This is a genomic window from Pontimicrobium sp. MEBiC06410, from assembly GCF_053601615.1.
In genome coordinates this window covers 1-25051 of sequence record NZ_JBSHNT010000147.1, presented here as the reverse complement: position 1 = coordinate 25051, position 25051 = coordinate 1, and the positions used below count along the sequence as shown (strand labels likewise).

General features: G+C 33.9%; 17 protein-coding genes and 5 tRNA genes. 21 read left to right on the top strand and 1 reads right to left on the bottom strand.

Going from position 1 to position 25051, the window contains the following annotated elements; translation table 11 throughout:
• Nucleotides 1-4: 4 nt before the first annotated feature.
• The 20 genes from ACVC08_RS07415 to ACVC08_RS07320 all read left to right on the top strand — a co-directional run bounded on the left by ACVC08_RS07415 (nt 5) and on the right by ACVC08_RS07320 (nt 19092).
• A complete protein-coding gene (locus ACVC08_RS07415) occupies nt 5-880 on the top strand; it encodes a ComEA family DNA-binding protein (protein WP_452601568.1) in 876 nt (291 codons plus the stop codon).
• Between the two features lie 21 nt (nt 881-901).
• Nucleotides 902-2074, top strand: a complete 1173-nt coding sequence (locus tag ACVC08_RS07410) for an acyl-CoA dehydrogenase family protein (RefSeq protein WP_452601567.1) — start codon at nt 902-904, stop codon at nt 2072-2074.
• Nucleotides 2075-2457: 383 nt separating this feature from the next.
• Entirely contained in the window at nt 2458-3885 is a 1428-nt protein-coding gene (locus tag ACVC08_RS07405) for a carboxypeptidase-like regulatory domain-containing protein (protein WP_452597590.1), read from the top strand.
• A 181-nt stretch (nt 3886-4066) separates the two neighbouring features.
• Nucleotides 4067-4957, top strand: a complete 891-nt coding sequence (locus ACVC08_RS07400) for a tyrosine-type recombinase/integrase (protein WP_452601566.1) — start codon at nt 4067-4069, stop codon at nt 4955-4957.
• Nucleotides 4958-4995: 38 nt separating this feature from the next.
• On the top strand, nt 4996-5298 hold the full coding sequence (hpf, locus tag ACVC08_RS07395; RefSeq protein WP_452599655.1) for a ribosome hibernation-promoting factor, HPF/YfiA family: 303 nt from the start codon (nt 4996-4998) through the stop codon (nt 5296-5298).
• A gap of 113 nt (nt 5299-5411) precedes the next feature.
• Nucleotides 5412-5485, top strand: a tRNA-Thr gene (locus ACVC08_RS07390).
• Between the two features lie 75 nt (nt 5486-5560).
• A tRNA-Tyr gene (locus tag ACVC08_RS07385) sits at nt 5561-5642 on the top strand.
• 46 nt (nt 5643-5688) lie between these two features.
• A tRNA-Gly gene (locus tag ACVC08_RS07380) sits at nt 5689-5761 on the top strand.
• Between the two features lie 11 nt (nt 5762-5772).
• Nucleotides 5773-5844, top strand: a tRNA-Thr gene (locus tag ACVC08_RS07375).
• A gap of 67 nt (nt 5845-5911) precedes the next feature.
• The gene (tuf, locus tag ACVC08_RS07370) at nt 5912-7096 is read left to right on the top strand and encodes an elongation factor Tu (RefSeq protein ID WP_452601565.1); all 1185 of its coding nucleotides are present in this window, start codon (nt 5912-5914) and stop codon (nt 7094-7096) included.
• A 66-nt stretch (nt 7097-7162) separates the two neighbouring features.
• Nucleotides 7163-7235 (top strand) — tRNA-Trp (locus ACVC08_RS07365).
• A 98-nt stretch (nt 7236-7333) separates the two neighbouring features.
• On the top strand, nt 7334-7528 hold the full coding sequence (gene secE, locus ACVC08_RS07360; RefSeq protein WP_452598358.1) for a preprotein translocase subunit SecE: 195 nt from the start codon (nt 7334-7336) through the stop codon (nt 7526-7528).
• A gap of 12 nt (nt 7529-7540) precedes the next feature.
• Nucleotides 7541-8095: a transcription termination/antitermination protein NusG gene (nusG, locus tag ACVC08_RS07355; RefSeq protein ID WP_452598357.1), complete on the top strand. Its 555-nt coding sequence runs from the start codon at nt 7541-7543 to the stop codon at nt 8093-8095.
• A gap of 72 nt (nt 8096-8167) precedes the next feature.
• Nucleotides 8168-8608, top strand: a complete 441-nt coding sequence (gene rplK / locus ACVC08_RS07350; RefSeq protein ID WP_452598356.1) for a 50S ribosomal protein L11 — start codon at nt 8168-8170, stop codon at nt 8606-8608.
• Nucleotides 8609-8625: 17 nt separating this feature from the next.
• Nucleotides 8626-9315, top strand: a complete 690-nt coding sequence (gene rplA, locus ACVC08_RS07345) for a 50S ribosomal protein L1 (protein ID WP_452601564.1) — start codon at nt 8626-8628, stop codon at nt 9313-9315.
• A 20-nt stretch (nt 9316-9335) separates the two neighbouring features.
• The gene (gene rplJ, locus ACVC08_RS07340; protein ID WP_452601563.1) at nt 9336-9857 is read left to right on the top strand and encodes a 50S ribosomal protein L10; all 522 of its coding nucleotides are present in this window, start codon (nt 9336-9338) and stop codon (nt 9855-9857) included.
• Between the two features lie 60 nt (nt 9858-9917).
• A complete protein-coding gene (gene rplL / locus ACVC08_RS07335; protein ID WP_452601562.1) occupies nt 9918-10292 on the top strand; it encodes a 50S ribosomal protein L7/L12 in 375 nt (124 codons plus the stop codon).
• Between the two features lie 125 nt (nt 10293-10417).
• Nucleotides 10418-14230: a DNA-directed RNA polymerase subunit beta gene (gene rpoB / locus ACVC08_RS07330; RefSeq protein ID WP_452598823.1), complete on the top strand. Its 3813-nt coding sequence runs from the start codon at nt 10418-10420 to the stop codon at nt 14228-14230.
• 91 nt (nt 14231-14321) lie between these two features.
• Nucleotides 14322-18623, top strand: coding sequence for a DNA-directed RNA polymerase subunit beta' (gene rpoC, locus ACVC08_RS07325; protein ID WP_452598820.1), 4302 nt, complete (start codon nt 14322-14324; stop codon nt 18621-18623).
• 148 nt (nt 18624-18771) lie between these two features.
• Nucleotides 18772-19092, top strand: coding sequence for a DUF3467 domain-containing protein (locus ACVC08_RS07320; protein ID WP_452598819.1), 321 nt, complete (start codon nt 18772-18774; stop codon nt 19090-19092).
• 193 nt (nt 19093-19285) lie between these two features.
• Here ACVC08_RS07320 and ACVC08_RS07315 read toward each other — a convergent pair whose 3' ends face one another.
• On the bottom strand, nt 19286-20875 hold the full coding sequence (locus ACVC08_RS07315) for a peptide chain release factor 3 (RefSeq protein WP_452601561.1): 1590 nt from the start codon (nt 20873-20875) through the stop codon (nt 19286-19288).
• Between the two features lie 367 nt (nt 20876-21242).
• On the opposite strand from ACVC08_RS07315, the gene ACVC08_RS07310 reads away from it, so the two are divergent.
• A partial coding sequence (locus ACVC08_RS07310) for a beta strand repeat-containing protein (RefSeq protein WP_452601560.1) occupies nt 21243-25051 on the top strand: 3809 nt, incomplete at its 3' end.

The following is a 25051-nucleotide window of genomic DNA, read 5'->3' as shown; positions in this document are numbered from 1 at the left end:
TAAAATGAATGCTATTAAATCTCTTTTCGTTAAAACTAAACAACAACGAAAAGGGATTTTTTTATTACTACTACTCATAGTAGTATTACAATGTATTTATACTTTTGTAGAATTTCCATCAAAAGAAATTACTGTAGATACAAAAACGTTAGAAGCGTTTAAACTTCAAATAGATTCTCTTAAAAACGTTGAAATAGATAATAAAAAAACTAAAATATTTCCTTTTAACCCAAACTACATATCAGATTATAAAGGAGCAGTCTTGGGGATGAACACAGCAGAGATAGATCGTTTATTAAAATTTAGAGCACAAAATAAATGGGTTAATTCTGCTAAAGAATTTCAAAATGTAACAAAAGTTTCAGATTCTCTTTTGGTAACAATGTCTCCCTATTTTAAGTTTCCAGATTGGGTGAAAAATCCAAAACCTAGAGCTAATTTTTCTAAAACAAATCAACGTACTTTAAAGGATAATTACGAAAAAATAGATTTAAGTACAGCAACAGCTATCCAGCTTCAAAAAATATATGGTATCGGCGAAAAACTATCCGAGCGTATTATAAAATACCGTACTAAAAATAAAGGCTTTATTGCCTTAATAGAATTACAAGAGATATATGGTCTATCACCAGAAGTCATTGAAAATATTAAAGAACGTTGTGTTATTAAATTACCTAAAAAAGCAGTAAAACTAAATGTTAATACAGCTACTAGAGACGAATTAGTAACTATTAAATACATAGATTACGAAATAGCACATAATATTATTGAGGAGAGAACACTAAGAGAAGGATTTAAGTCTATTGATGAATTAACAAAAGTAAAGGACTTTCCAATAAAAAAAATAGAGATAATTAGATTATATTTGACAATTAATTAGAAATAACGAATAATAACATAAATGGATACCAGATACTTCACAGAAGAACATCAATTATTTAGAGAAAGCTTACAAGATTTTTTAAAGAAAGAGGTTGTCCCTCATATTGAAAAATGGGAGGAAACGGGAAAAATAGACCGTTTTATATGGGAGAAGTTTGGAGAAATGGGATTCTTTGGAATAGCATATCCTGAAGCTTACGGAGGTTTAGACTTAGATTTGTTTTACACAGTGATTTTCTTAGAAGAATTACAAAAAATAAATTCTGGAGGATTTGCTGCAGCAATGTGGGCACATGCCTATTTAGCTATGACGCATGTTAATGCAGAAGGAGGAGAGGCAATAAAAGAAAAGTATTTAACAAAAAGTATTACAGGAGAGTTAATAGGTGCAATGGCAGTAACAGAACCCTTTGGAGGAAGTGATGTTGCAGGAATGCGAACAACAGCAGTTAAAAAAGGAGACACCTATGTTATAAATGGTTCTAAAACTTTTATTACAAATGGAGTGTATAGCGATTATATTGTAGTCGCAGCTAAAACAAATCCAGAACTAGGAAATAAAGGGATTAGTATGTTTATTATAGATAGAGATACTCCAGGTGTAACAGCCACAAAGCTTGATAAACTTGGTTGGCGAGCTTCAGATACAGGAGAAATAGCTTTCGATAATGTTGTTATTCCCGCTAGTAATTTAATGGGTGAAGAAAATAAAGGGTTTGCATACATCATGCAGCATTTTGCATTAGAACGCCTAATAATGGGAATAAATGCCCATGCAAGAGCCGAGTTCGCACTAGAATATGCAATTCAGTATATGTCCGAGCGTCAAGCTTTTGGTAAATCTATAAATACATTTCAAGCATTACGCCATACAATGGCAGATGGGTATGCAGATATGGAAGTTTGTAAAGAATTCAACTATTCAGTAACAGCAAGATTAGATAAAGGAGAATATGTTGTTAAAGAAGCGACCATTTCTAAGTTGCGATCTACTAAAATGGCAGACGATGTAATATACCAATGTCTTCAAATGCTTGGAGGTTATGGTTACATGGAAGAGTACCCAATGGCAAGACTACTTAGAGATAGTCGTTTAGGGCCAATAGGAGGCGGCACCTCTGAAATTTTAAGAGAAATTATCGCCAAAATGGTAATAGATAAAAAAGAGTATAAACCAGCGGTAAAGCATTAATAGAAATTAGCATTTTGGTGAAAATACTCAAAAATTATCGCCAAAATGGTAATAGATAAAAAAGAGTACAAGCCAGCTGTAAAGCATTAATAGAAATTAACATTTTGGTGAAAATACCCAAAAATTATCGCCAAAATGGTAATAGATAAAAAAGAGTATAAACCAGCGGTAAAGCATTAATAGGAATTAGCATTTTGGTGAAAATACCCAAAAATTATCACCAAGATGGTAATAAGCAAAGAGAAAAATAAGTTTGTGTAATCACTCTAAGGTTATTCTATATAGATAGCAATAATTAGAATGAAAAAGCGTTAGTTTAAAGAAATCATTTATATTGGCATTACTCTTGCATAGTTTCTAAATAAATTTAAACCTCATTTAAAATGTTTAAAACTAATTACAAAAAATATTTAGCCCTAATTCTGCTGCTTATTGGATCATCTACACTGTTTGCTCAGATAGAGTTAAAAAATAAAGTAGTAGACTTTAATAAAGGAGAAGGCATAGAAAGTGCTAGTGTATATATAAAAAATACTACAATAGGTACGATAACAAATGCAGATGGTAAATTTGCACTTCAAGTACCAAGAGAACACGAAAACGATTCGCTTGTAGTGTCTTCAATAGGATATTCTACCTATAAAATACCAATTTCTGAGTATGATGCAGATTTTGAAATTTTTCTTGAAGAAGAGATCGCATCATTAGAAGAGGTGTTAATAGTAGGAGAACCAAGACCAACAACAGGAAACGATATTATGGTTAGAGCCATAGAACGGTTGCCAAGAAACTTACCTGATTCTTCATATATTCAAAAAGGATTCCTAAGACATAAAGAACGTAATAAAAATGAGTTTAAATGGCTTATAGAAAGTGCTATTACCGTTTACGATTCTGGATTCACTGTTCCTACAACAAGAAATTTTCTTAAAATAAATGTAGATCAAGTTAGAAAAAGTTACGATTTAAGAGATATAGATAGCTTATTTACTTACCAAGCCTATTTAAATCAAAACAACAAAAAGTATTACAACAAAAAAGATATAAGAAGAGAACAAGTAAAAACAGCTGATTTAGTTAAAGCTATAAAATGGAATGACGATAGAGTTAATGGACTTCAAAATATTTTTAAAGGAAAATTAAACCTACTCCGCAATGCAAATAATGCAAAAGCGCTATTTGGAGAAAATATGCTAGAAAAGCATCAATTTGAGCTGGATACTATTTTAGTTGATAATGAGAGGAAGCTATATAAAATAAAAATATTAAAAAGTACAGACTTTGTTGGTTTAGATACAAAAGGAATATACAATGAAGGATTTGAAGCCAATGGATGGGTGTATATATATTGGGATAATTATGCCATTAAAAAAATTGAGTACGAGCTAGTAGCCGCTTCCAAAGCACAAAAAATAAGAAGTAAACGTCTATTTGATACGCAGCTTAATCACAAATTAGTTATTTCATATAAAGAGTATGAAGATAAAATGTATCCAAATTATATTTATTATGAGACGCCAAAACTAGTTAATATAGGAAGAGCGCAAGAAAAGTTAACAGAAGCAGAAGAAGCCCGTTATAAAAAAGAAGAACGCTATTACTATACCGTACAAGAAATTTTATTCTCCGAAGTTATATTAGATAAGGACAAAATAAAAGAAGCATTACAAAAAAAGTGGGATAAAGATATTTTTTCTCCAAAACCATATAATAAAGAGTTTTGGGATACGTATAATATTTTATTAGAAAGCGAAGAAGACGAGAAGCTAATTGAAGACTTAACACAGAGAGCATCGTTATTTAAAGAATAAATAGTCTAATCTATTACAAAAAAGAAAGCCAGAAAATAATAGTTCTGGCTTTTTCAATTATAAAATGAGCGTGCGCATAATAACTTTAAGAACTCTCTCTCTAATATTTTATAAGAAGCTTACAGTGAGTTTACAAAAATTATCATATTAATGTTATGTAAAAGTTCTTATATTTAAACCTATGCAACTAGAACAATTTATAGAGTATTTGTTACTTGAGAAAAAATATTCTCAGTTAACCGTTAACGCTTATCAAAAAGATATAGAATCTTTTATAAAGTTTTTTGAGTTAGAATATGGAGAAGTTGTCGTAGAAGAAATAAACTATGCACAGATAAGACAGTGGATAATTAGTTTGGTTGAAAGCAAAATTTCTAATCGAAGTATTAATAGAAAAGTATCGGCATTAAACTCTTTTTTTAAGTTTTTACTAAAAGTAGAAACCATAACACAAAATCCTTTAGCTAAACATAAGGCACTTAAAACAAGTAAAAAAGTTCAAGTTCCATTTTCCGAAGTTGAAATTAATAAGGTGCTAGAAGAATTTAATCATGATAATACATTTGAAGGTATTAGAAATAAACTTATAATAGAATTATTTTATTCCACAGGAATAAGGAGAATAGAGTTAATAGAAATAAAACTTTCAGATTTAGATTTAGAAAACGGAACATTAAAGGTGTTAGGAAAGCGAAACAAAGAACGCTATGTCCCTTTATTACATTCTGTAGTGCAAACAATAAAACTGTATAAATCTCAGCGACAGGGCTTAAGAGAAATAGTGAATTTTGAATATCTTTTTTTAACAAAAAAAGGGGTTAAAATATACGAAACACTTGTATATAGAATAATAAATGAGTATTTTAGTATGGCATCATTAAAGGTTAAAAAGAGTCCACATATATTAAGGCATTCGTTTGCGACTCACTTATTAAACCAAGGTGCAGATTTAAATGCTGTAAAAGAACTTTTAGGACATTCTAGTTTAGCTGCAACACAGATTTATACTCACAATAGTATAGCAGAACTAAAAAAAGTATACTCTAAGGCGCATCCTAGAAGTAAAAAGTGATAACAGCAACTCATTGTTAAACCAATAAAAAGAAGAGTATGAAGGTGAACACACAATCCGTAAATTTCAATGCAGACCAAAAACTATTGGATTTCATTCAAAAACGAATGGATAAGCTAGAACTGTTTTATGACAAAGTCATAAAATCAGATGTATTTTTAAAAGTAGAAAACACAAGTGATAAAGAAAATAAAATATTTGAAGCAAGAGTAAGCGTGCCAGGAGATAGTTTTGTAGTAAAGAAACAATGTAAAACGTTCGAAGAAGGAGCAGATAGTGCTATTGCCTCTTTAGAAAGACAACTAAAAAAGCGAAAAGAAAAACTTAGAGCACACATGTAGAAAAAATATTTAAAATATTTTAAAAAAATGTTTTGAATAAAAGAATAAATATATACATTTGCAGTCCGTTAGAAATAGCGGGCTTTTTTTATGATTAAAAATGCAGAAAAAAAGCCGATGTAGCTCAGCTGGCTAGAGCAGCTGATTTGTAATCAGCAGGTCGTGGGTTCGAGTCCCTCCATCGGCTCAAAAAAATAAACAGATTTTCTAATTTTAGAAATGAAGTTTTAAAGTTCTTTAAAAGAGTGATAAATTTAAAATAGGGGAGATACTCAAGCGGCCAACGAGGGCAGACTGTAAATCTGCTGACTATGTCTTCGCAGGTTCGAATCCTGCTCTCCCCACTATTTTTTTAAATAGGTTTTAAATTAAAAAGGAATTTAAATAATTGCGAGAGTAGCTCAGTTGGTAGAGCGTCAGCCTTCCAAGCTGAATGTCGCCGGTTCGAACCCGGTCTCTCGCTCTAATATTTAAGCCGGTGTAGCTCAGGGGTAGAGCGTTTCCTTGGTAAGGAAGAGGTCACGGGTTCAAATCCCGTCATTGGCTCAATTTTAAAGGCGTAAAATATAGAACACTAATATTATTATATAACTAAGATTAAATTATTAAAAGCATGGCAAAGGGAACTTTCGATCGTTCAAAACCACACTTAAATATAGGTACAATTGGACACGTAGATCACGGGAAAACAACGTTAACTGCTGCTATTACTAAAGTATTAGCTGACGCAGGTTTATCAGAAGCTAGAGATTTCGATCAAATCGATAACGCTCCTGAAGAAAAAGAAAGAGGTATTACAATTAATACATCTCACGTAGAGTATCAAACAGAAAATCGTCACTATGCTCACGTTGATTGTCCAGGTCACGCCGATTACGTAAAGAACATGGTAACTGGTGCTGCTCAAATGGATGGTGCTATATTAGTAGTTGCTGCGACAGATGGTCCAATGCCACAAACTCGTGAGCACATCTTATTAGGTCGTCAGGTAGGTATCCCAAGAATAGTAGTATTCTTAAACAAAGTGGATATGGTTGATGATGAGGAGCTTTTAGAATTAGTAGACATGGAAGTTAGAGAATTATTATCTTTCTACGAGTACGATGGAGATAATGGTCCTGTAGTTTCAGGTTCAGCTTTAGGTGCACTTAACGGTGAGCAAAAATGGGTTGATACTGTATTAGAATTAATGAAAGAAGTAGATGCATGGATTGAAGAGCCATTAAGAGAGGTTGATAAAGATTTCTTAATGCCAATCGAAGATGTATTCTCTATTACAGGTCGTGGTACTGTAGCAACTGGTCGTATTGAAACTGGTATTGCTAACACTGGAGATCCTGTAGAGATAATTGGTATGGGAGCTGAAAAATTAACATCTACTATTACAGGAATTGAAATGTTCCGTCAAATATTAGATAGAGGTGAAGCTGGAGATAATGCAGGTATCTTATTAAGAGGTATTGCTAAAGAAGATATCTCTAGAGGTATGGTAATCTGTAAGCCAGGTTCTGTAACACCACACAACAAATTCAAAGCAGAGGTTTATATCCTTAAAAAAGAAGAAGGTGGACGTCACACTCCATTCCATAACAACTACCGTCCACAGTTTTACGTACGTACAACTGACGTAACAGGAAACATTGCTTTACCTGATGGAGTAGAGATGGTAATGCCTGGAGATAACTTAACAATTACTGTTGATTTAATCCAACCAATTGCAATGAACGTAGGTTTACGTTTCGCTATCCGTGAAGGAGGTAGAACAGTTGGAGCTGGACAGGTAACTGAAATTTTATAATAAACGTAGTTTATTAAATATAAAAAGTTAAGGTGTTTCTTTTTTGAAGCGCCTTGACTTTTATCTACGGGTTTAGCTCAGTTGGTAGAGCACTGGTCTCCAAAACCAGGTGTCGGGAGTTCGAGTCTCTCAACCCGTGCTTAGTGAAAAATAAAGTCTTTTGAGTTTTGTTTTTCAGACGTTAAGTTAAAATTACAAAGGAATGATTTATGTCAATCCTTGAAAAAAGAAATATAAATGGCTGGAATAGTAAATTACATAAAAGAATCATTCGGTGAATTAAAAAATAATGTGACTTGGACGCCTTGGTCCGAAACACAAAATTTAACCGTTTTAGTTGCTGTATTTTCAATTATATTCTCTTTAGTTGTATGGGGAATAGATACTGTTTTCAGTAAAGTTATAAGTCAATATTTTAATTTAATATCCTAAAGTTAAGATTCGATGGCTGAAGTAGGAGAAAAAAAGTGGTACGTTGTAAGAGCGGTAAGTGGTCAAGAAAATAAGATTAAAACCTATATCGAGAATGAAATAGCTCGTTTAGGATATCAAGATTATGTTGAGAAAGTGCTGGTTCCTACAGAAAATGTAGTACAAATAAGAAATGGAAAAAAAATAACCAAAGAGAAAGTATATTTCAGTGGTTATATAATGATTAAAGCGAATTTAACAGGAGAAATACCTCACGTAATAAAATCAATTACTAACGTTATAGGTTTCTTAGGCGCTACAAAAGGAGGAGATCCATTACCGTTAAGACAATCTGAAGTAAACAGAATGTTAGGTAAAGTAGATGAGTTAACTGTAGAAACAGATACTAATGTAGCAATCCCTTATACAAAAGGAGAAACTGTAAAAGTAATAGATGGACCATTTAATGGATTCGATGGTACCATAGAAAATATAAACGAAGAAAAGCGTAAGCTAGAAGTAATGGTGAAGATTTTTGGAAGAAAAACACCATTAGAGTTAAGCTATATGCAAGTAGAAAAGATATAATAATTGTTACATAAAGATGGGATTAATTTATGCTTCCAAAATATAAATTAATACCGAACTAAATTATTAAAAATGGCAAAAGAATTAAGTAAAGTAGTTAAGTTACAAGTAAGGGGAGGTGCTGCGAATCCGTCGCCACCGGTTGGACCCGCTTTAGGTGCTGCTGGAGTTAACATTATGGAGTTCTGTAAGCAGTTTAATGCTAGAACACAGGACAAATCTGGTAAAGTATTACCAGTTGTTATCTCGGTTTACAAAGACAAATCTTTCGAGTTTGTTATTAAAACCCCTCCAGCTGCAGTACAATTATTAGAAGCGGCCAAAGTGAAAAAAGGATCAGGTGAACCTCACGTAAAAAAAGTAGCAAAAGTTTCTTGGGATCAAATCAGAACTATTGCAGAAGACAAAATGCCAGATTTAAATGCATTTACAATCGAATCTGCAATGAAAATGGTAGCTGGAACAGCAAGATCTATGGGTATAACTGTTAAAGGTGGTGAAGCACCTAATTAACCTAAAAAGATTTTAAAATGGCAAGATTAACAAAGAAACAAAAAGAAGCTCAAGCAAAAATCGAAAAGGATAAAGTATATTCTTTAGCAGAAGCTTCAGCATTAGTAAAAGAAATAACCAATACAAAGTTTGATGCATCAGTGGATATCGCTGTTCGTCTTGGAGTAGATCCAAGAAAAGCTAATCAAATGGTGAGAGGAGTAGTATCTCTTCCTCACGGTACTGGTAAAGATGTAAAAGTATTAGCATTAGTAACTCCAGATAAAGAAGATGAAGCAAAAGCAGCTGGAGCAGATTACGTTGGATTACAAGAATATCTTGATAAAATTAAATCAGGATGGACAGATGTAGACGTAATTATTACTATGCCTAGTGTAATGGGTAAATTAGGGCCTCTAGGACGTGTTTTAGGACCTCGTGGATTAATGCCTAACCCAAAGACAGGAACAGTAACTATGGATGTCGCTAAAGCGGTAACAGAAGTAAAAGCTGGTAAAATTGACTTTAAAGTTGATAAAACAGGTATCGTACACGCTGCAATAGGAAAAGCATCTTTTAGTGCTGAGAAAATTGCAGGTAACGCAAACGAATTATTAACAACATTAATTAAACTGAAGCCAACTGCGGCAAAAGGAACTTACGTAAAGAGCATTCATATGTCTAGCACAATGAGTCCTAGTATTGCAGTTGATACTAAAATCGGTTAGTAGTTAAATAACTTATTATTATGACAAGAGAAGAAAAATCACAAGTTATTGAAGAATTAACTGGACAGCTAGCTGAGAATGCTAATATATACTTAGCAGATATCTCAGGATTAAATGCAGGTACTACTTCAGACCTACGTCGTGCTTGTTTTAAAGCTAACGTAACATTAGCAGTAGTTAAAAATACATTACTTGAAAAAGCAATGGAAGCTTCAGATAAAGATTTTGGAGATTTACCATCAACGCTTAAAGGTAATACATCTGTAATGTACTCAGAAACTGGTAATGCACCAGCTAAAGTAATCAAAGCATTCCGTAAGAAGTCAGAAAAGCCTTTATTAAAAGGAGCTTTTATAGAGGAAGCTGTTTACATTGGAGACGATCAACTAGACATGTTAGTTAACATTAAGTCTAAAGAAGAATTAATTGGAGATATCATTGGATTACTTCAATCACCAGCTAAAAACGTTATTTCTGCACTTAAATCAGGTGGAGGAACATTAGCAGGTATTCTTAAAACATTATCTGAAAAAGAAGGATAATTTAAAAAGTACGCACTTTACACAATTATATTATTACAAAAATTATTAAAACGATAGAAAATGGCAGATTTAAAAGAATTCGCAGAACAATTAGTTAACTTAACAGTAAAAGACGTTAACGAATTAGCAAACATATTAAAAGATGAGTATGGTATCGAGCCTGCTGCTGCTGCTGCAGTTGTACAAGCTGGACCTGGAGGTGGTGGAGACGCTGCTGAAGAGAAAACTGAATTTGATGTAATCCTTAAAGCTGCAGGTGGCGCTAAGTTAGCTGTTGTAAAATTAGTTAAAGAATTAACTGGATTAGGATTAAAAGAAGCTAAAGGATTAGTTGACGATGCACCAAGTGCAATCAAAGAAGGTGTTTCTAAAGATGAAGCAGAAGGTTTAAAATCTTCTTTAGAAGAAGCTGGAGCAGAGGTTGAGCTTAAGTAAGCTTTACTCTAAAACATTACAAAGGTTTAGGTCTGGAGAGTAGTCTCTAAGACCTAGACCATTTGTCGTATATAGTGACAAGCTATATACAATCATATTTTTTTTAATCAAAATTTCGTCCATTGATGTTAGTAACACAAGCTGAAAGATTAAATTTCTCGTCTATAGTCAATAGAACAGAATATCCAGATTTTATGGATATTCAAATAAAATCCTTTCAGGATTTTTTCCAACTAGAAACAAAATCTGAAGAAAGAGGTGATGAAGGGTTATACAACACCTTCATGGAAAATTTTCCAATTACAGATACCCGTAATCAATTCGTATTAGAATTTTTAGATTACTTCATAGATCCACCAAGATATGCCATTGAAGAATGTATAGAAAGAGGACTTACTTATAGCGTTCCGCTTAAAGCAAGGTTAAAGTTATATTGTACAGACCCTGAACACGAGGATTTCGAAACTATTGTTCAAGATGTGTACTTAGGAACGATACCTTATATGACACCTAGTGGTACGTTTTGTATCAATGGTGCAGAACGTGTAGTTGTATCTCAATTACACAGATCTCCAGGAGTATTTTTTGGACAATCTTTCCATGCAAATGGAACAAAATTATATTCAGCAAGAGTTATACCTTTTAAAGGGTCTTGGATTGAATTTGCTACAGATATTAACCAAGTAATGTATGCTTATATCGATAGAAAAAAGAAGTTACCTGTAACGACTTTATTTAGAGCTATTGGTTTTGAGCGTGATAAAGATATTCTTGAAATTTTTGATTTAGCTGAAGAAGTTAAAGTATCAAAATCAGGATTAAAAAAGTATCAAGGAAGAAAACTTGCAGCGCGTGTATTAAACACATGGCATGAAGATTTCGTTGATGAAGATACAGGAGAAGTTGTATCTATCGAGCGTAACGAAATTGTATTAGATCGTGATACTGAATTAGACAAAGAAAACATAGAAGAAATCATTGAAGTTGGAGTTAAAACAATCCTTTTGCACAAGGAAACTTCAGAACAAGGTGATTACGCCATTATACATAATACGCTTCAAAAAGATCCAACAAACTCGGAGAAAGAAGCAGTAGAACATATTTATAGACAATTACGTAATGCAGAGCCGCCAGATGAGGAAACTGCACGTGGTATTATAGATAAATTATTCTTTAGTGATCAACGTTACTCTTTAGGAGAAGTTGGACGTTATAGAATGAATAAAAAATTAGGTCTTGATATTGGTATGGATAAGCAAGTGCTTACCAAAGAAGATATCATTACCATTATAAAATACTTAATAGAACTTATTAACTCTAAAGCAGAGATTGATGATATTGATCACTTATCTAACCGTCGTGTACGTACAGTAGGAGAACAATTATCTCAACAGTTTGGAGTAGGTTTAGCACGTATGGCACGTACTATTCGTGAGCGTATGAATGTTCGTGATAACGAAGTATTTACACCAATAGATTTAATTAATGCAAAGACCTTGTCTTCTGTAATTAATTCTTTCTTTGGAACAAACCAGCTATCTCAATTTATGGATCAAACAAATCCATTAGCAGAGATAACACACAAACGTCGATTATCTGCATTAGGACCTGGAGGACTATCTAGAGAAAGAGCAGGGTTCGAGGTACGTGATGTTCACTATACACACTATGGACGTTTATGTCCTATTGAAACACCAGAAGGACCAAACATTGGTTTAATATCATCTTTATCTGTATATGCAAAAGTGAATTCTATGGGATTCATAGAAACACCATACAGAAAAGTAACAAACGGTGTTGTAGATATTAACAGTGCACCTACCTATTTAAGTGCAGAAGAAGAAGAAGAAAAATTAATCGCGCAAGCCACTGTAGAAGTCGATGAAACAGGAAAAATCCTTCACGATAAAGTAATTGCTCGTATGGAAGGTGATTTCCCTGTAATGGATCCAAAAGAAATTCATTATACAGATGTTGCACCAAACCAGATATCTTCTATCTCAGCCTCTTTAATTCCATTCCTAGAGCATGATGATGCCAACCGTGCATTAATGGGATCTAACATGATGCGTCAAGCCGTACCATTATTACGTCCACAAGCTCCAATTGTAGGAACAGGATTAGAACGCCAAGTAGCATCAGATTCCCGTGTATTAATAAATGCAGAAGGAGAAGGTGTTGTACAATATGTAGACGCAAACGAAATTGTTATAAAATACGACCGTACAGAAGATGAAGCTAAAGTAAGTTTCGATAGCGATATCAAGACATATCCTTTAGTAAAATTCAGAAAAACAAACCAAGGAACCTCTATTAACCTTAAGCCTATCGTTAAAAAGGGAGATAAAGTAACAAAAGGTCAAGTATTATCTGAAGGATACGCCACTCAAAAAGGAGAATTAGCTTTAGGTAGAAATATGAAAGTAGCCTTTATGCCTTGGAAAGGGTATAACTTTGAGGATGCGATTGTAATTTCAGAAAAAGTAGTACGCGAAGATATATTTACATCTATCCATATCGATGAGTATTCTTTAGATGTTAGAGATACAAAATTAGGTAACGAAGAGTTAACTAATGATATCCCTAACGTTTCAGAAGAAGCTACAAAAGATTTAGATGAAAACGGAATGATTCGTATTGGTGCGGAAGTTAAACCAGGTGATATCCTTATCGGAAAAATTACACCTAAAGGAGAAAGCGACCCAACACCAGAAGAAAAATTATTACGTGCAATCTTTGGAGATAAAGCAGGAGATGTAAAAGATGCCTCTTTAAAAGCATCACCATCTTTACACGGTGTAGTAATTAATAAAAAATTATTCTCTCGTGCTATAAAAGATAAACGTAAAAGAGCTCAAGACAAAGAAGATATCTCTCAATTAGAAGGAATCTATAATGCTAAGTTCGAAGAATTACAATCTGTATTAGTAGATAAACTATTTACTATAGTAAACGGAAAAACTTCTCAAGGAATCTTCAATGATTTAGGAGAAGAAGTATTACCAAAAGGTAAGAAGTTTACATTAAAAATGTTAAATGCTGTAGATGATTATACACACTTAACATCAGGAACTTGGACAACAGACGAGCATACCAATAAATTAGTTGCAGATTTAATTCATAACTATAAGATTAAAGAAAACGATTTACAAGGTTCATTACGTCGTGAGAAGTTTACAATTTCTGTAGGAGATGAATTACCAGCAGGTATTATAAAATTAGCTAAAGTTTACATTGCTAAAAAACGTAAATTAAAAGTAGGAGATAAAATGGCAGGACGTCACGGTAACAAAGGTATTGTTGCACGTATTGTTCGTCAAGAAGATATGCCGTTCTTAGAAGACGGAACACCAGTAGATATCGTATTAAACCCATTAGGAGTACCATCACGTATGAACATTGGACAGATATACGAAACAGTGTTAGGTTGGGCAGGACAAGACTTAGGTCGTACCTATGCAACACCTATATTCGATGGAGCTACAATAGACCAAATTAACGAATTTACAGATGAAGCTGGAATTCCAAGATACGGACATACTTATTTATACGATGGAGGAACAGGAGAACGTTTCGATCAGCCAGCAACAGTTGGTGTGATTTATATGTTAAAACTGGGACACATGGTAGACGATAAAATGCACGCACGTTCTATTGGACCATACTCTTTAATAACACAACAACCTCTTGGTGGTAAAGCACAATTTGGTGGACAACGTTTTGGAGAGATGGAAGTATGGGCATTAGAAGCCTATGGAGCATCTGCAACATTAAGAGAAATCTTAACTGTAAAATCTGATGATGTAGTTGGTAGAGCTAAAACTTACGAATCTATCGTAAAAGGTGAGCCAATGCCAGATCCAGGATTACCAGAATCATTCAACGTACTTATGCACGAATTGAAAGGTTTAGGATTAGACATTAGATTAGAGGAATAATTTTATCCCCGCGAAAGCGGGGAACTTATAAATTGAAGTTTTAATTTTTTAAGTAAAACTTTAATTATAAAAAAATCAAAGTTTCAGCATTATGGCAAGAAAACAAGATAAGAATACAGTAAAGAGATTTAATAAAATCTCAATTGGTTTAGCATCTCCAGAGTCTATTTTAGCAGAGTCAAGAGGAGAGGTGTTAAAACCTGAAACTATCAATTATCGAACACATAAACCAGAAAGAGATGGTTTATTCTGTGAGCGTATTTTTGGTCCTGTAAAAGACTACGAATGTGCTTGTGGTAAATATAAAAGAATACGATACAAAGGTATTGTTTGTGACCGTTGTGGAGTTGAAGTAACAGAAAAGAAAGTACGTAGAGATAGAGTAGGGCACATCAACCTTGTTGTACCAGTAGCTCATATTTGGTACTTCCGTTCTTTACCAAATAAAATAGGATACTTATTAGGATTACCATCTAAGAAATTAGATATGATTATTTACTACGAACGTTATGTAGTAATACAAGCTGGTAATGCTAAAAATGAAGAAGGAGAACCATTACAAAAAATGGATTTCTTAACAGAAGAAGAATACCTTAATGTATTAGAAAGTCTACCTCAAGATAATCAATACTTAGAAGATACAGACCCAGAGAAGTTTATTGCTAAAATGGGGGCAGAGTGTCTTATCGAGTTATTATCTAGAATAGATTTAGATACATTATCATACCAATTACGTCATAAAGCAAATACAGAAACGTCTAAACAACGTAAAACTGAAGCTTTAAAACGATTACAAGTAGTTGAAGCATTACGTGAATCTAATAACAACAGAGAAAATCGTCCAGAATGGATGATTATGAAAGTTGTGCCAATTATTCCGCCAGAATTACGTCCATTAGTACCATTAGATGGAGGCCGTTTTGCAACGTCGGATTTAAATGATTTATACCGTCGTGTAATTATACGAAACAACCGTTTAAAAAGATTAGTGGAGATTAAAGCTCCAGAAGTAATCTTACGTAACGAGAAGCGTATGTTACAAGAATCGGTAGATTCATTATTTGATAACACACGTAAATCATCTGCAGTAAAAACAGATTCAAATAGACCATTAAAATCATTATCAGATTCACTTAAAGGTAAGCAAGGACGTTTCCGTCAAAACTTACTAGGTAAACGTGTAGATTATTCAGCACGTTCTGTAATTGTTGTAGGACCAGAATTAAAATTATTTGAGTGTGGTTTACCAAAAAATATGGCAGCAGAACTTTACAAGCCTTTTATTATTAGAAAACTAATAGAAAGAGGAATTGTAAAAACAGTAAAATCTGCTAAGAAAATTATAGATAAAAGAGAACCAGTGGTTTGGGATATCTTGGAAAATGTTCTTAAAGGACATCCAGTATTACTAAACCGTGCACCTACGCTTCACCGTCTTGGAATTCAAGCATTCCAACCAAAATTAATAGAAGGTAAAGCAATACAGTTACACCCATTAGTATGTACGGCCTTTAATGCCGATTTCGATGGAGATCAAATGGCGGTGCACTTACCATTAGGACCAGAAGCTATTTTAGAATGTCAATTATTAATGTTGGCTTCACATAATATCTTAAATCCTGCAAATGGATCACCAGTAACCGTACCATCTCAGGATATGGTACTTGGTCTATATTATATGACTAAGTTACGTAAGTCTACACCAGAATTAACCGTTAAAGGAGAAGGCTTAACATTCTACTCAGCAGAAGAAGTAACAATAGCTTATAACGAGAAACGTGTAGATTTAAATGCAGAAATTAAAGTAAGAACCATTGACTTTAATGAAGCAGGAGAATTAGTACCACAAATTATAGAAACTACAGTTGGACGTGTACTTTTCAATGAAAAAGTACCAGCAGCAGCAGGATACATAAACCAAGTTTTAACTAAGAAGTCGCTTAGAGACATCATTGGAGATATCTTAAAGGTAACAAGTGTACCAGAAACAGCAGCTTTCTTAGATGAAATTAAAACATTAGGATATAACTTCGCCTTTAGAGGAGGATTATCATTTAGTTTAGGAGATATTATTATCCCACCAGAAAAACAATCAATGATTGATGCCGCTAATAAAAAAGTAGACGGTATTACAGGTAACTATAACATGGGACTTATAACAAATAACGAACGTTATAACCAAGTTATTGATATCTGGACATCAACAAATGCAGAGTTAACAGAGTTGTCTATGAAGCGTATTCGCGAAGACCAACAAGGATTTAACTCGGTATATATGATGCTTGATTCTGGAGCCCGTGGATCTAAAGAACAGATTCGTCAACTTACAGGTATGCGTGGATTAATGGCAAAACCTAAAAAATCTAATGCAGGAGGAGGAGAAATTATTGAAAACCCGATTCTTTCTAACTTTAAAGAAGGACTTTCAATTTTAGAATACTTTATCTCAACGCACGGTGCACGTAAAGGTCTTGCCGATACAGCACTTAAAACTGCCGATGCAGGATACTTAACACGTCGTTTAGTAGACGTATCTCAAGATGTTATAGTAAACAGTGAAGACTGTGGAACATTAAGAGGTGTTGAAGTAACAGCATTAAAGAAAAATGATGAAGTTGTAGAAAAATTAAGTGCACGTGTTGTAGGACGAATAGCTCTTAACGATGTTTATAACCCATTAACAGAAGAATTAATCGTAGAAGCAGGAGCATTAATAGGAGACGAAATTGCAGAAGCAATTGAAGCTTCACCTCTAGAATCTGTAGAAGTACGCTCACCATTAAGCTGTGAAGCTCTAAAAGGAATTTGTGCTAAATGTTACGGTCGTAACCTAGCAACAAATAAAATGGTACAACGAGGAGAAGCAGTAGGTGTAGTAGCCGCGCAATCTATTGGAGAACCAGGAACACAGTTAACACTTCGTACATTCCACGTAGGAGGTATTGCAGGTAACATTTCAGAAGAAAATAAGTTAGTTGTTAAGTTTGATGGAATTGCCGAAATTGAAGAACTTAAAACAGTTAAAGGCGAAGATAAAGAAGGAAACGAAGTAGATATCGTTATCTCTCGTACTTCAGAATTAAAACTTGTAGATAAGAAAACAGGAATTACACTAAGTACAAATAATATTCCATACGGGTCTACCATTTTTGTTAATAACGGTGATAAGTTAAAAGCAGGAGATGTAGTATGTGAATGGGATCCATACAACGGTGTAATTATTTCTGAATTTGCTGGAAAAGTAAGATATGAAAATATCGAACAAGGGGTAACATATCAAGTAGAAATTGATGAACAAACAGGTTTCCAAGAAAAAGTAATTTCAGAGTCTAGAAATAAGAAGCTAATTCCAACACTTATCGTAGAAGATGGCAAAGGAGAAGCAATACGTTCGTACAACTTACCAGTTGGAGCACACATAATGATAGACGATGGAGAGAAAATTAAAATAGGTAAAATTTTAGTTAAAATACCACGTAAATCAGCTAAAGCAGGGGATATTACAGGAGGTTTACCACGTGTAACAGAGTTATTCGAAGCTCGTAACCCATCTAACCCAGCAGTAGTAAGTGCAATCGATGGTGTAGTATCATTTGGTAAAATTAAGAGAGGTAATCGTGAGATTATTATAGAATCTAAATTAGGAGATATTAAGAAATACTTAGTAAAACTATCAAATCAAATTCTTGTACAAGAAAACGATTTTGTAAAAGCAGGTATGCCTCTATCAGACGGATCTATAACACCAAACGATATCTTAAATATTAAAGGGCCAGCAGCAGTACAACAATACTTAGTAAACGAAGTACAAGAAGTATACCGTTTACAAGGTGTAAAAATTAACGATAAGCACTTTGAAGTTGTTGTAAGACAAATGATGCGTAAAGTAAAAATTATCGACTCAGGAGATACAATCTTCTTAGAAGACCAATTAGTACACAAAGCAGACTTTATCGAGCAAAACGATGATATATTTGGTAAAAAAGTTGTTGAAGACGCAGGAGACTCAACGAATCTTAAAGAAGGACAAATCATTACATCTTTCGAGTTAAGAGACGAAAACTCTTTATTACGCCGCGAGGACAAGAAGTTAGTTGTAGCTAGAGAAGCACAACCAGCAACTGCAACACCAATTTTACAAGGTATAACAAGAGCATCGTTACAAACTAAATCGTTTATCTCTGCGGCCTCGTTCCAAGAGACAACGAAAGTACTTAACGAAGCAGCAGTAGCAGGTAAAGTAGATTCATTAGAAGGACTTAAAGAAAATGTAATTGTAGGACACAGAATTCCAGCAGGAACAGGAATGCGTTCTTACGACAACATTATAGTAGGATCAAAAGAAGAATTTGATGAAATGATGAAAGCAAAACAAGAAGTTAATTATAATTAATAATTATTATTCCTGAGAAGACAGGAATCTTGTTAAACTTCATATAAGTTAAAAATCTTTATAAATAATTAAAAAGTCCTGTTTAAAAAGCAGGACTTTTTTAATAGAAAACTAAATAACTCTGTTTTACGGAATAAAAAAACAAAAAATGGCAGATAAAAAAGATGAAAAGCCAAAACAAGGCCAAATAAATATAGAATTAGACGAAAAAATTGCAGAAGGAATCTATTCTAACCTAGCAATAATAAATCACTCAGTATCTGAGTTCGTTGTAGATTTTGTAAGTATTATGCCAGGGGCGCCAAAAAGTAAAGTAAAGTCCAGAATAATATTAACACCGCAACATGCTAAGCGACTATTAAAAGCATTAAATGATAATGTAAAGCGCTTTGAAAATGCGCATGGAGAAATTAAGGATTATGAACAACCTCCAATACCTCTAAATTTTGGACCAACAGGTCAAGCATAAAAAAATCCCCTAGATAGGGGATTTTTTTATTTATAAATATAAACTATTATAAAACAATATTTAATAATTTATTTTGATGTGTTATAGAAAAACGACTTATTTTAAATAGTATTTAAGCTATTTTTATAGATTTAATATTATAATATGGTAGTAAGTTTAAAAGTGTATTAAAATTATTGTAAATACGTTTTTATTATTCAAACTCAGAAACATAATGAAATTTAATACTTGGATACTTTTGTTGTGTCATTTGTAATGAGAAAGAAGAATCTGCTAAAAACACAAGTTGCCCACGTTTGTCTTTTGCTAAGAAACGTTGTTTCACTCTTAAAAAATCTTTATATTCATCATTTTTAGAATCTTCAGGATCTACCCAACACGCTTTATACACATTTAAATTTTCATAAGTGCATTTTGCACCATATTCATGCTCTAATCTATATTGAATAACCTCATATTGTAAAGCACCAACAGTACCAATAACTTTACGCCCATTAAGCTCTAATGTAAATAATTGAGCAACACCTTCGTCCATTAATTGATCTATACCTTTATATAATTGCTTAGATTTTAAAGGATCTGCATTATTAATATATCTAAAATGCTCAGGAGAAAAACTAGGAACACCCTTGTAGTTTAGTATTTCACCTTCAGTTAAGGTATCTCCAATTTTAAAATTACCAGTATCTTGCAAACCTACAATATCACCTGGATAAGAGATGTCTACAATCTCTTTTTTTTCTGCAAAAAAGGCATTTGGGCTAGAGAACTTTACTTTCTTCTTGTTTCTAACATGTAAATATGGTGCATTACGCTTAAACTCTCCAGAAACAATTTTAACAAAAGCCAATCTGTTTCTGTGATTAGGGTCCATATTAGCATGAATTTTAAAAACAAATCCAGTAAATTTTTCTTCGTCTGGTTCAACTAAACGTTCTTCACTTTGTTTGGGTCTTGGTTTAGGGGCAATATCAACAAAGCAATCTAATAATTCCCTTACACCAAAGTTATTAAGTGCTGAACCAAAAAATACAGGTTGTAAATTACCATTTAAATAATCATCATTACTAAAACTTGGGTAAATGCCTTCTACAAGTTCTAATTCTTCCCTTAGCGTATCAGCAGCAGTACTACCTATTAATGTATTTAATGCTTCAGAATTTAAGTCAGAAACTTCAATCGTTTCTTCTATATCTTTTCTACTATCTCCACTAAATAAATTAATATTTTTTTCCCATATATTGTAAATACCTTTAAAATCGTAGCCCATACCAATAGGGAAACTTAAAGGCGTAACTTTTAAACCTAATTTTTGTTCTATTTCATCAAGTAGTTCAAAAGCATCTTTACCCTCACGATCCATTTTATTTATAAAAACGATCATTGGGATGTTTCTCATTCTACAAACTTCAACTAATTTTTCAGTTTGCTCCTCAACACCCTTAGCAACATCAATAACTACTATAACACTATCTACAGCAGTTAGCGTTCTAAAAGTATCTTCGGCAAAATCCTTGTGACCAGGTGTATCAAGAATATTAATTTTAATACCATTATATTCAAAAGCTAATACAGAAGTAGCAACAGAAATACCACGTTGGCGTTCTATTTCCATAAAGTCACTAGTCGCCCCTTTTTTTATTTTATTACTTTTTACAGCTCCGGCTTCTTGTATAGCACCTCCAAAAAGTAAAAGTTTCTCAGTTAATGTTGTTTTTCCTGCATCTGGATGAGAGATTATTCCGAAGGTTCTTCTTCGTTTAATTTCGTCTGTAAATTTCATAAAACTAAATTTTGGCAAATATAATTGTAATAAATGCAACTCTTTATCTTTTTTATTTAAAACCACAATAAAACCTAGCTCTTTTTTGTAGTGATAGTCAGCTTAAATTCAAATTTAGATAACAATAAAAAAAATTAAGATATTTTTAGTAAGAATTAACTTATGAAAAAACGTAAAAGGCATTTGGTCGTTGTAATGTGTTTTTAATCGATTTTAATCGATTTTTATAAAAAAAATGAAAACATATTATGTGTAAAAATATACATTTGGTTGATAGTGTAATTGATAGCTCTATAGATTTAGCTTTAAAAATCTATAATTATAGAATACATAATTAAGTACATAGTAATAATATTTTCTCTCGAATATGAATAACTTTACGAAATTAAGTGAGGTATCTATTATAGATATTTTTGATAGCTCAACTTTTACAGATAAAAAACAAAAAACTTTATCTAATCAAGCCACTACTACTGCTAGTGCATCTAATAACCACTTCAATTTTATTTCTTCAAGCATGAAAAACTTTACGAAGTTCTCGTATGGTAATACTTTATTTACAAAGGTTTTACTATCATTTTTATTTGTAATATCCATAATAAACGTTTCGTTAGCACAAGACTTACACACAGTACCTACGTGTTCTGGAGCAAGTCAGTCAGGAACATTAATATGGGATTCTACACCAACTACGTCTAGTGAATTTAATTGGGCGGCAGGAGCACTATCACAAACCTTAACGGATATCTCAGGAACAGGTATAAATGCTACCATTACATTTTCTGGAAGAACAGATGCTTTTGCACCATGGAATGGTGGATCTAATGTAACACCTGGAGTGCATACAGATGCATCAGGAGGTGCACCAGAAGTTTTAGAATTTTTCTCTAATGGATATTTAAATAGTGAAAACATAACAATTACTATAGATTTTTCATCTCCAATTGATGCTATAGGGTTTGATTTGTATCATGTTAACGGGGCAGGACCAAATGGAGATATTTTTACTATAACAGCAGAAGAAGCAATTGGAGGAGGTACAATTTTTCCAACATTTACATCATCACCTACACCATCATATACCGTTAATGCTGTAGGAGTTGTAGATTCTAATAATAATAGCACAGCAGGTAATAATGATCAAGTTGGAGTTAATTTTGCTAGCGCAAATAAAATATCGTCTATAACTTTAGTATGGGGAAATTGTTCAGCATGTTCAGATAATACAGTACATGGGTCATCGTTTAGTAATATTGCATTTTGTGCTGTAGCACCAGATCCAGAATTACAAGTAACAAAAACAGCGAATCCATCAGGAGATGTAAATACTGGAGATACAATTTCCTATACAGTTGAAGTCGAAAATATAGGTACTGTAGACGCTCAAAATATTGAAGTTGAAGATATTTTACCAGCAGGAGTAACATATACAGGTGGAACTGCAATGGTAACATACCCAGGAGGAGCACCAACAACAGGAAGTTTTACACATACTTTCGCACCACTTAATCAAACCTTTAATAGTACAGGATTAACACAATCATATACGGTAACAGCAAGCGATATTCCTGCAGGAGCAATAATAACATCGTATAGTTATGACGTAACAGTTAGTACAACAGATTGGTTGTCTGAAATTTCTTTAGTTGGTACATACCCTAGTGGTAGTGTTAACGGTACCTCATTTGGAGGTGATTCTGCAGGAAATAACGTTAATCAAACAGGTGCTGGGACAATAGCAGGAACGCCATCTGCACTTGGAACATATACCTTTGTATGGGATGATCCAAATGATTTTGGAACTAATACTGTAAATACCGCATCATTTACAATTAATTACTCTATACCAGGTACTACAACTGTGGCAGCTAATGCTCCAGCAAATATGGTAACATCTGGAGATGCAATTACATTACAGCCAGGAGAAATAATGACAGTCACTTTTGATGTTACAGTAGATGCTAACGCTTCAGGTACACTTACTAATACGGCAAATGCAATCGCCGATTCTATGGTAACACCAGCAACAGATACAGCAAGTAATAATGTGATAGGAAACCCTTGTAATGCAACAACATCAGGTAATCCAGATAATGACAATGATAATGTAAGTGATATATGTGATTTAGATAATGATAATGATGGAATTTTAGATACTAATGAGTTAAGATGTGATCAAGCATCAATAGCAAATTCAACTTCTGGTTCAGGTGCTTTTCAAGATCAATTATACTTTTTTAACTGGACTGGGGCTGATTTTACAGATGGAATTCATGATGGAGATAGCCAAACATTTAATCTTCCAGACGGATTGGTAATTACTGCTACATTCTCAAATATAAGTAATGCGACAAATGCGGCAACATACTTACCTTCAGATATGCAAACATGGGGAGGGGCATTTATTCATAACTTATATAATACTCCTAGTTCTTCAGAAGCATTGTATGGAGCAGATGGAGCAGATGTGTCTTTAAGAGTTTCATTTACAGCAACAAAAGGAGGATTGCCTTTTCCTATAGATCTTCTAGCTATAGACCCAGAGAGTACTAACACAAATGAAGATCTTATATACACTACAAATGGTGGTAATTGGACTTTATTAGAACAATACAATGGAGGTGGAGTTTGGAGTGGAGTTGGAACCACTACTTTAGAAGCTCTAGATACAGAACCATCAGGAGGTAATAGTATTTTTTACTCTAGAAATGCTACAGTTATTGATATTTCTATAAATCCTGGAGAACGAGAAGGTATTGCTTTTGGGGTTTTACTTATATGTGACACAGATAATGATGGAATACCAGACTACTTAGATGTAGATTCTGATAATGATGGATGCAATGATGCTATAGAAGCTGGGCATACAGATACTACTCCAGCTGATGGAGAAGTAGATGGTACTGGGTATGATGCTAATGGACAAGTAACAGGAGCAACAACAGCATATACAGGAACAAATACAAATGTAATTACAGCAACTCAAGTAACAGTAAATACAGCACCAACAAATCAAACAGAATTAACAGGAGATTCTGCAACATTTACAACTACAGCTACAGCAGACTCAGCAACAAGCTATACCTCAGGAACGCCAGTTTATGGGACACCAGGAAATGCTAATTCAGGAATTAATTATCAATGGTACATTGGAGATCCAAATTCTGGAGGTGTAGCAATTACTGCAGGAGATACTAATTATTCAGGAGAAAACACCAATACATTAACAGTTAATGATGTAACAGGGTTAAATGGAACGCAGTATTGTGTTTTAATTACGCACGATGACAATATATGTATTAATCAAGTAAACTGTGCAACACTCACAGTAGATTCGTTAGTAACAGTAACAATAGCTGATGCAACAGTCAACGAAGGCGCTGGCACAGTAACCGTTCCAGTAAGCATAGATACCGTAAGCGCAACAGACGTTGTAGTGGATATTGTCACGACAACAGGCACAGCCGGGACAAGCGATTACACAGTCACGACAACAACCGTGACCATTCCAGCCGGTTCAACATCAGTAGACGTTGTTATTCCAATTACAGACGATGCCATAGATGAAGCCGATGAAACCTTTACCGTCGATGGCACAGTAACCAGCGGAAACACAGCAAACACAGACCCAAGCGGAACAGTAACAATCACCGATAACGACAATGCGCCAACAGTAACAATAGCCGACGCAACAGTCAACGAAGGTGCCGGCACAGTAACCGTTCCAGTAAGCATAGACACCGTAAGTTCAACAGACGTTGTAGTGGATATTGTCACGACAACAGGCACAGCCGGCACAAGTGATTACACAGTCACGACAACAACCGTGACCATTCCAGCAGGAAGCACGAGTGTCGATGTAGTGATTCCAATCACGGATGATGCCATAGATGAAGCCGATGAGACCTTTACCGTTGATGGCACAGTAACCAGCGGAAACACAGCAAACACGGACCCAAGCGGAACAGTAACGATCACCGATAACGACAATGCGCCAACAGTAACAATAGCTGATGCAACAGTCAACGAAGGTGCCGGCACAGTAACCGTTCCAGTAAGCATAGATACCGTAAGCGCAACAGACGTTGTAGTGGATATTGTCACGACAACAGGCACAGCCGGGACAAGCGATTACACAGTCACGACAACAACCGTGACCATTCCAGCCGGTTCAAC

Excerpts from the sequence above, each read along its gene's own strand:
- rpoB (WP_452598823.1), top strand. The coding sequence starts at position 10,418 with ATGTTAGTAACACAAGCTGAAAGATTAAATTTCTCGTCTATAGTCAAT.
- tuf (WP_452601565.1), top strand. The coding sequence starts at position 5,912 with ATGGCAAAGGGAACTTTCGATCGTTCAAAACCACACTTAAATATAGGT.
- secE (WP_452598358.1), top strand. The coding sequence starts at position 7,334 with ATGGCTGGAATAGTAAATTACATAAAAGAATCATTCGGTGAATTAAAA.
- hpf (WP_452599655.1), top strand. The coding sequence starts at position 4,996 with ATGAAGGTGAACACACAATCCGTAAATTTCAATGCAGACCAAAAACTA.
- rplK (WP_452598356.1), top strand. The coding sequence starts at position 8,168 with ATGGCAAAAGAATTAAGTAAAGTAGTTAAGTTACAAGTAAGGGGAGGT.
- ACVC08_RS07400 (WP_452601566.1), top strand. The coding sequence starts at position 4,067 with ATGCAACTAGAACAATTTATAGAGTATTTGTTACTTGAGAAAAAATAT.
- ACVC08_RS07315 (WP_452601561.1), bottom strand. The coding sequence starts at position 20,875 with ATGAAATTTACAGACGAAATTAAACGAAGAAGAACCTTCGGAATAATC.
- ACVC08_RS07405 (WP_452597590.1), top strand. The coding sequence starts at position 2,458 with ATGTTTAAAACTAATTACAAAAAATATTTAGCCCTAATTCTGCTGCTT.
- rpoC (WP_452598820.1), top strand. The coding sequence starts at position 14,322 with ATGGCAAGAAAACAAGATAAGAATACAGTAAAGAGATTTAATAAAATC.
- rplL (WP_452601562.1), top strand. The coding sequence starts at position 9,918 with ATGGCAGATTTAAAAGAATTCGCAGAACAATTAGTTAACTTAACAGTA.
- nusG (WP_452598357.1), top strand. The coding sequence starts at position 7,541 with ATGGCTGAAGTAGGAGAAAAAAAGTGGTACGTTGTAAGAGCGGTAAGT.
- ACVC08_RS07415 (WP_452601568.1), top strand. The coding sequence starts at position 5 with ATGAATGCTATTAAATCTCTTTTCGTTAAAACTAAACAACAACGAAAA.
- ACVC08_RS07320 (WP_452598819.1), top strand. The coding sequence starts at position 18,772 with ATGGCAGATAAAAAAGATGAAAAGCCAAAACAAGGCCAAATAAATATA.
- rplA (WP_452601564.1), top strand. The coding sequence starts at position 8,626 with ATGGCAAGATTAACAAAGAAACAAAAAGAAGCTCAAGCAAAAATCGAA.
- ACVC08_RS07410 (WP_452601567.1), top strand. The coding sequence starts at position 902 with ATGGATACCAGATACTTCACAGAAGAACATCAATTATTTAGAGAAAGC.
- rplJ (WP_452601563.1), top strand. The coding sequence starts at position 9,336 with ATGACAAGAGAAGAAAAATCACAAGTTATTGAAGAATTAACTGGACAG.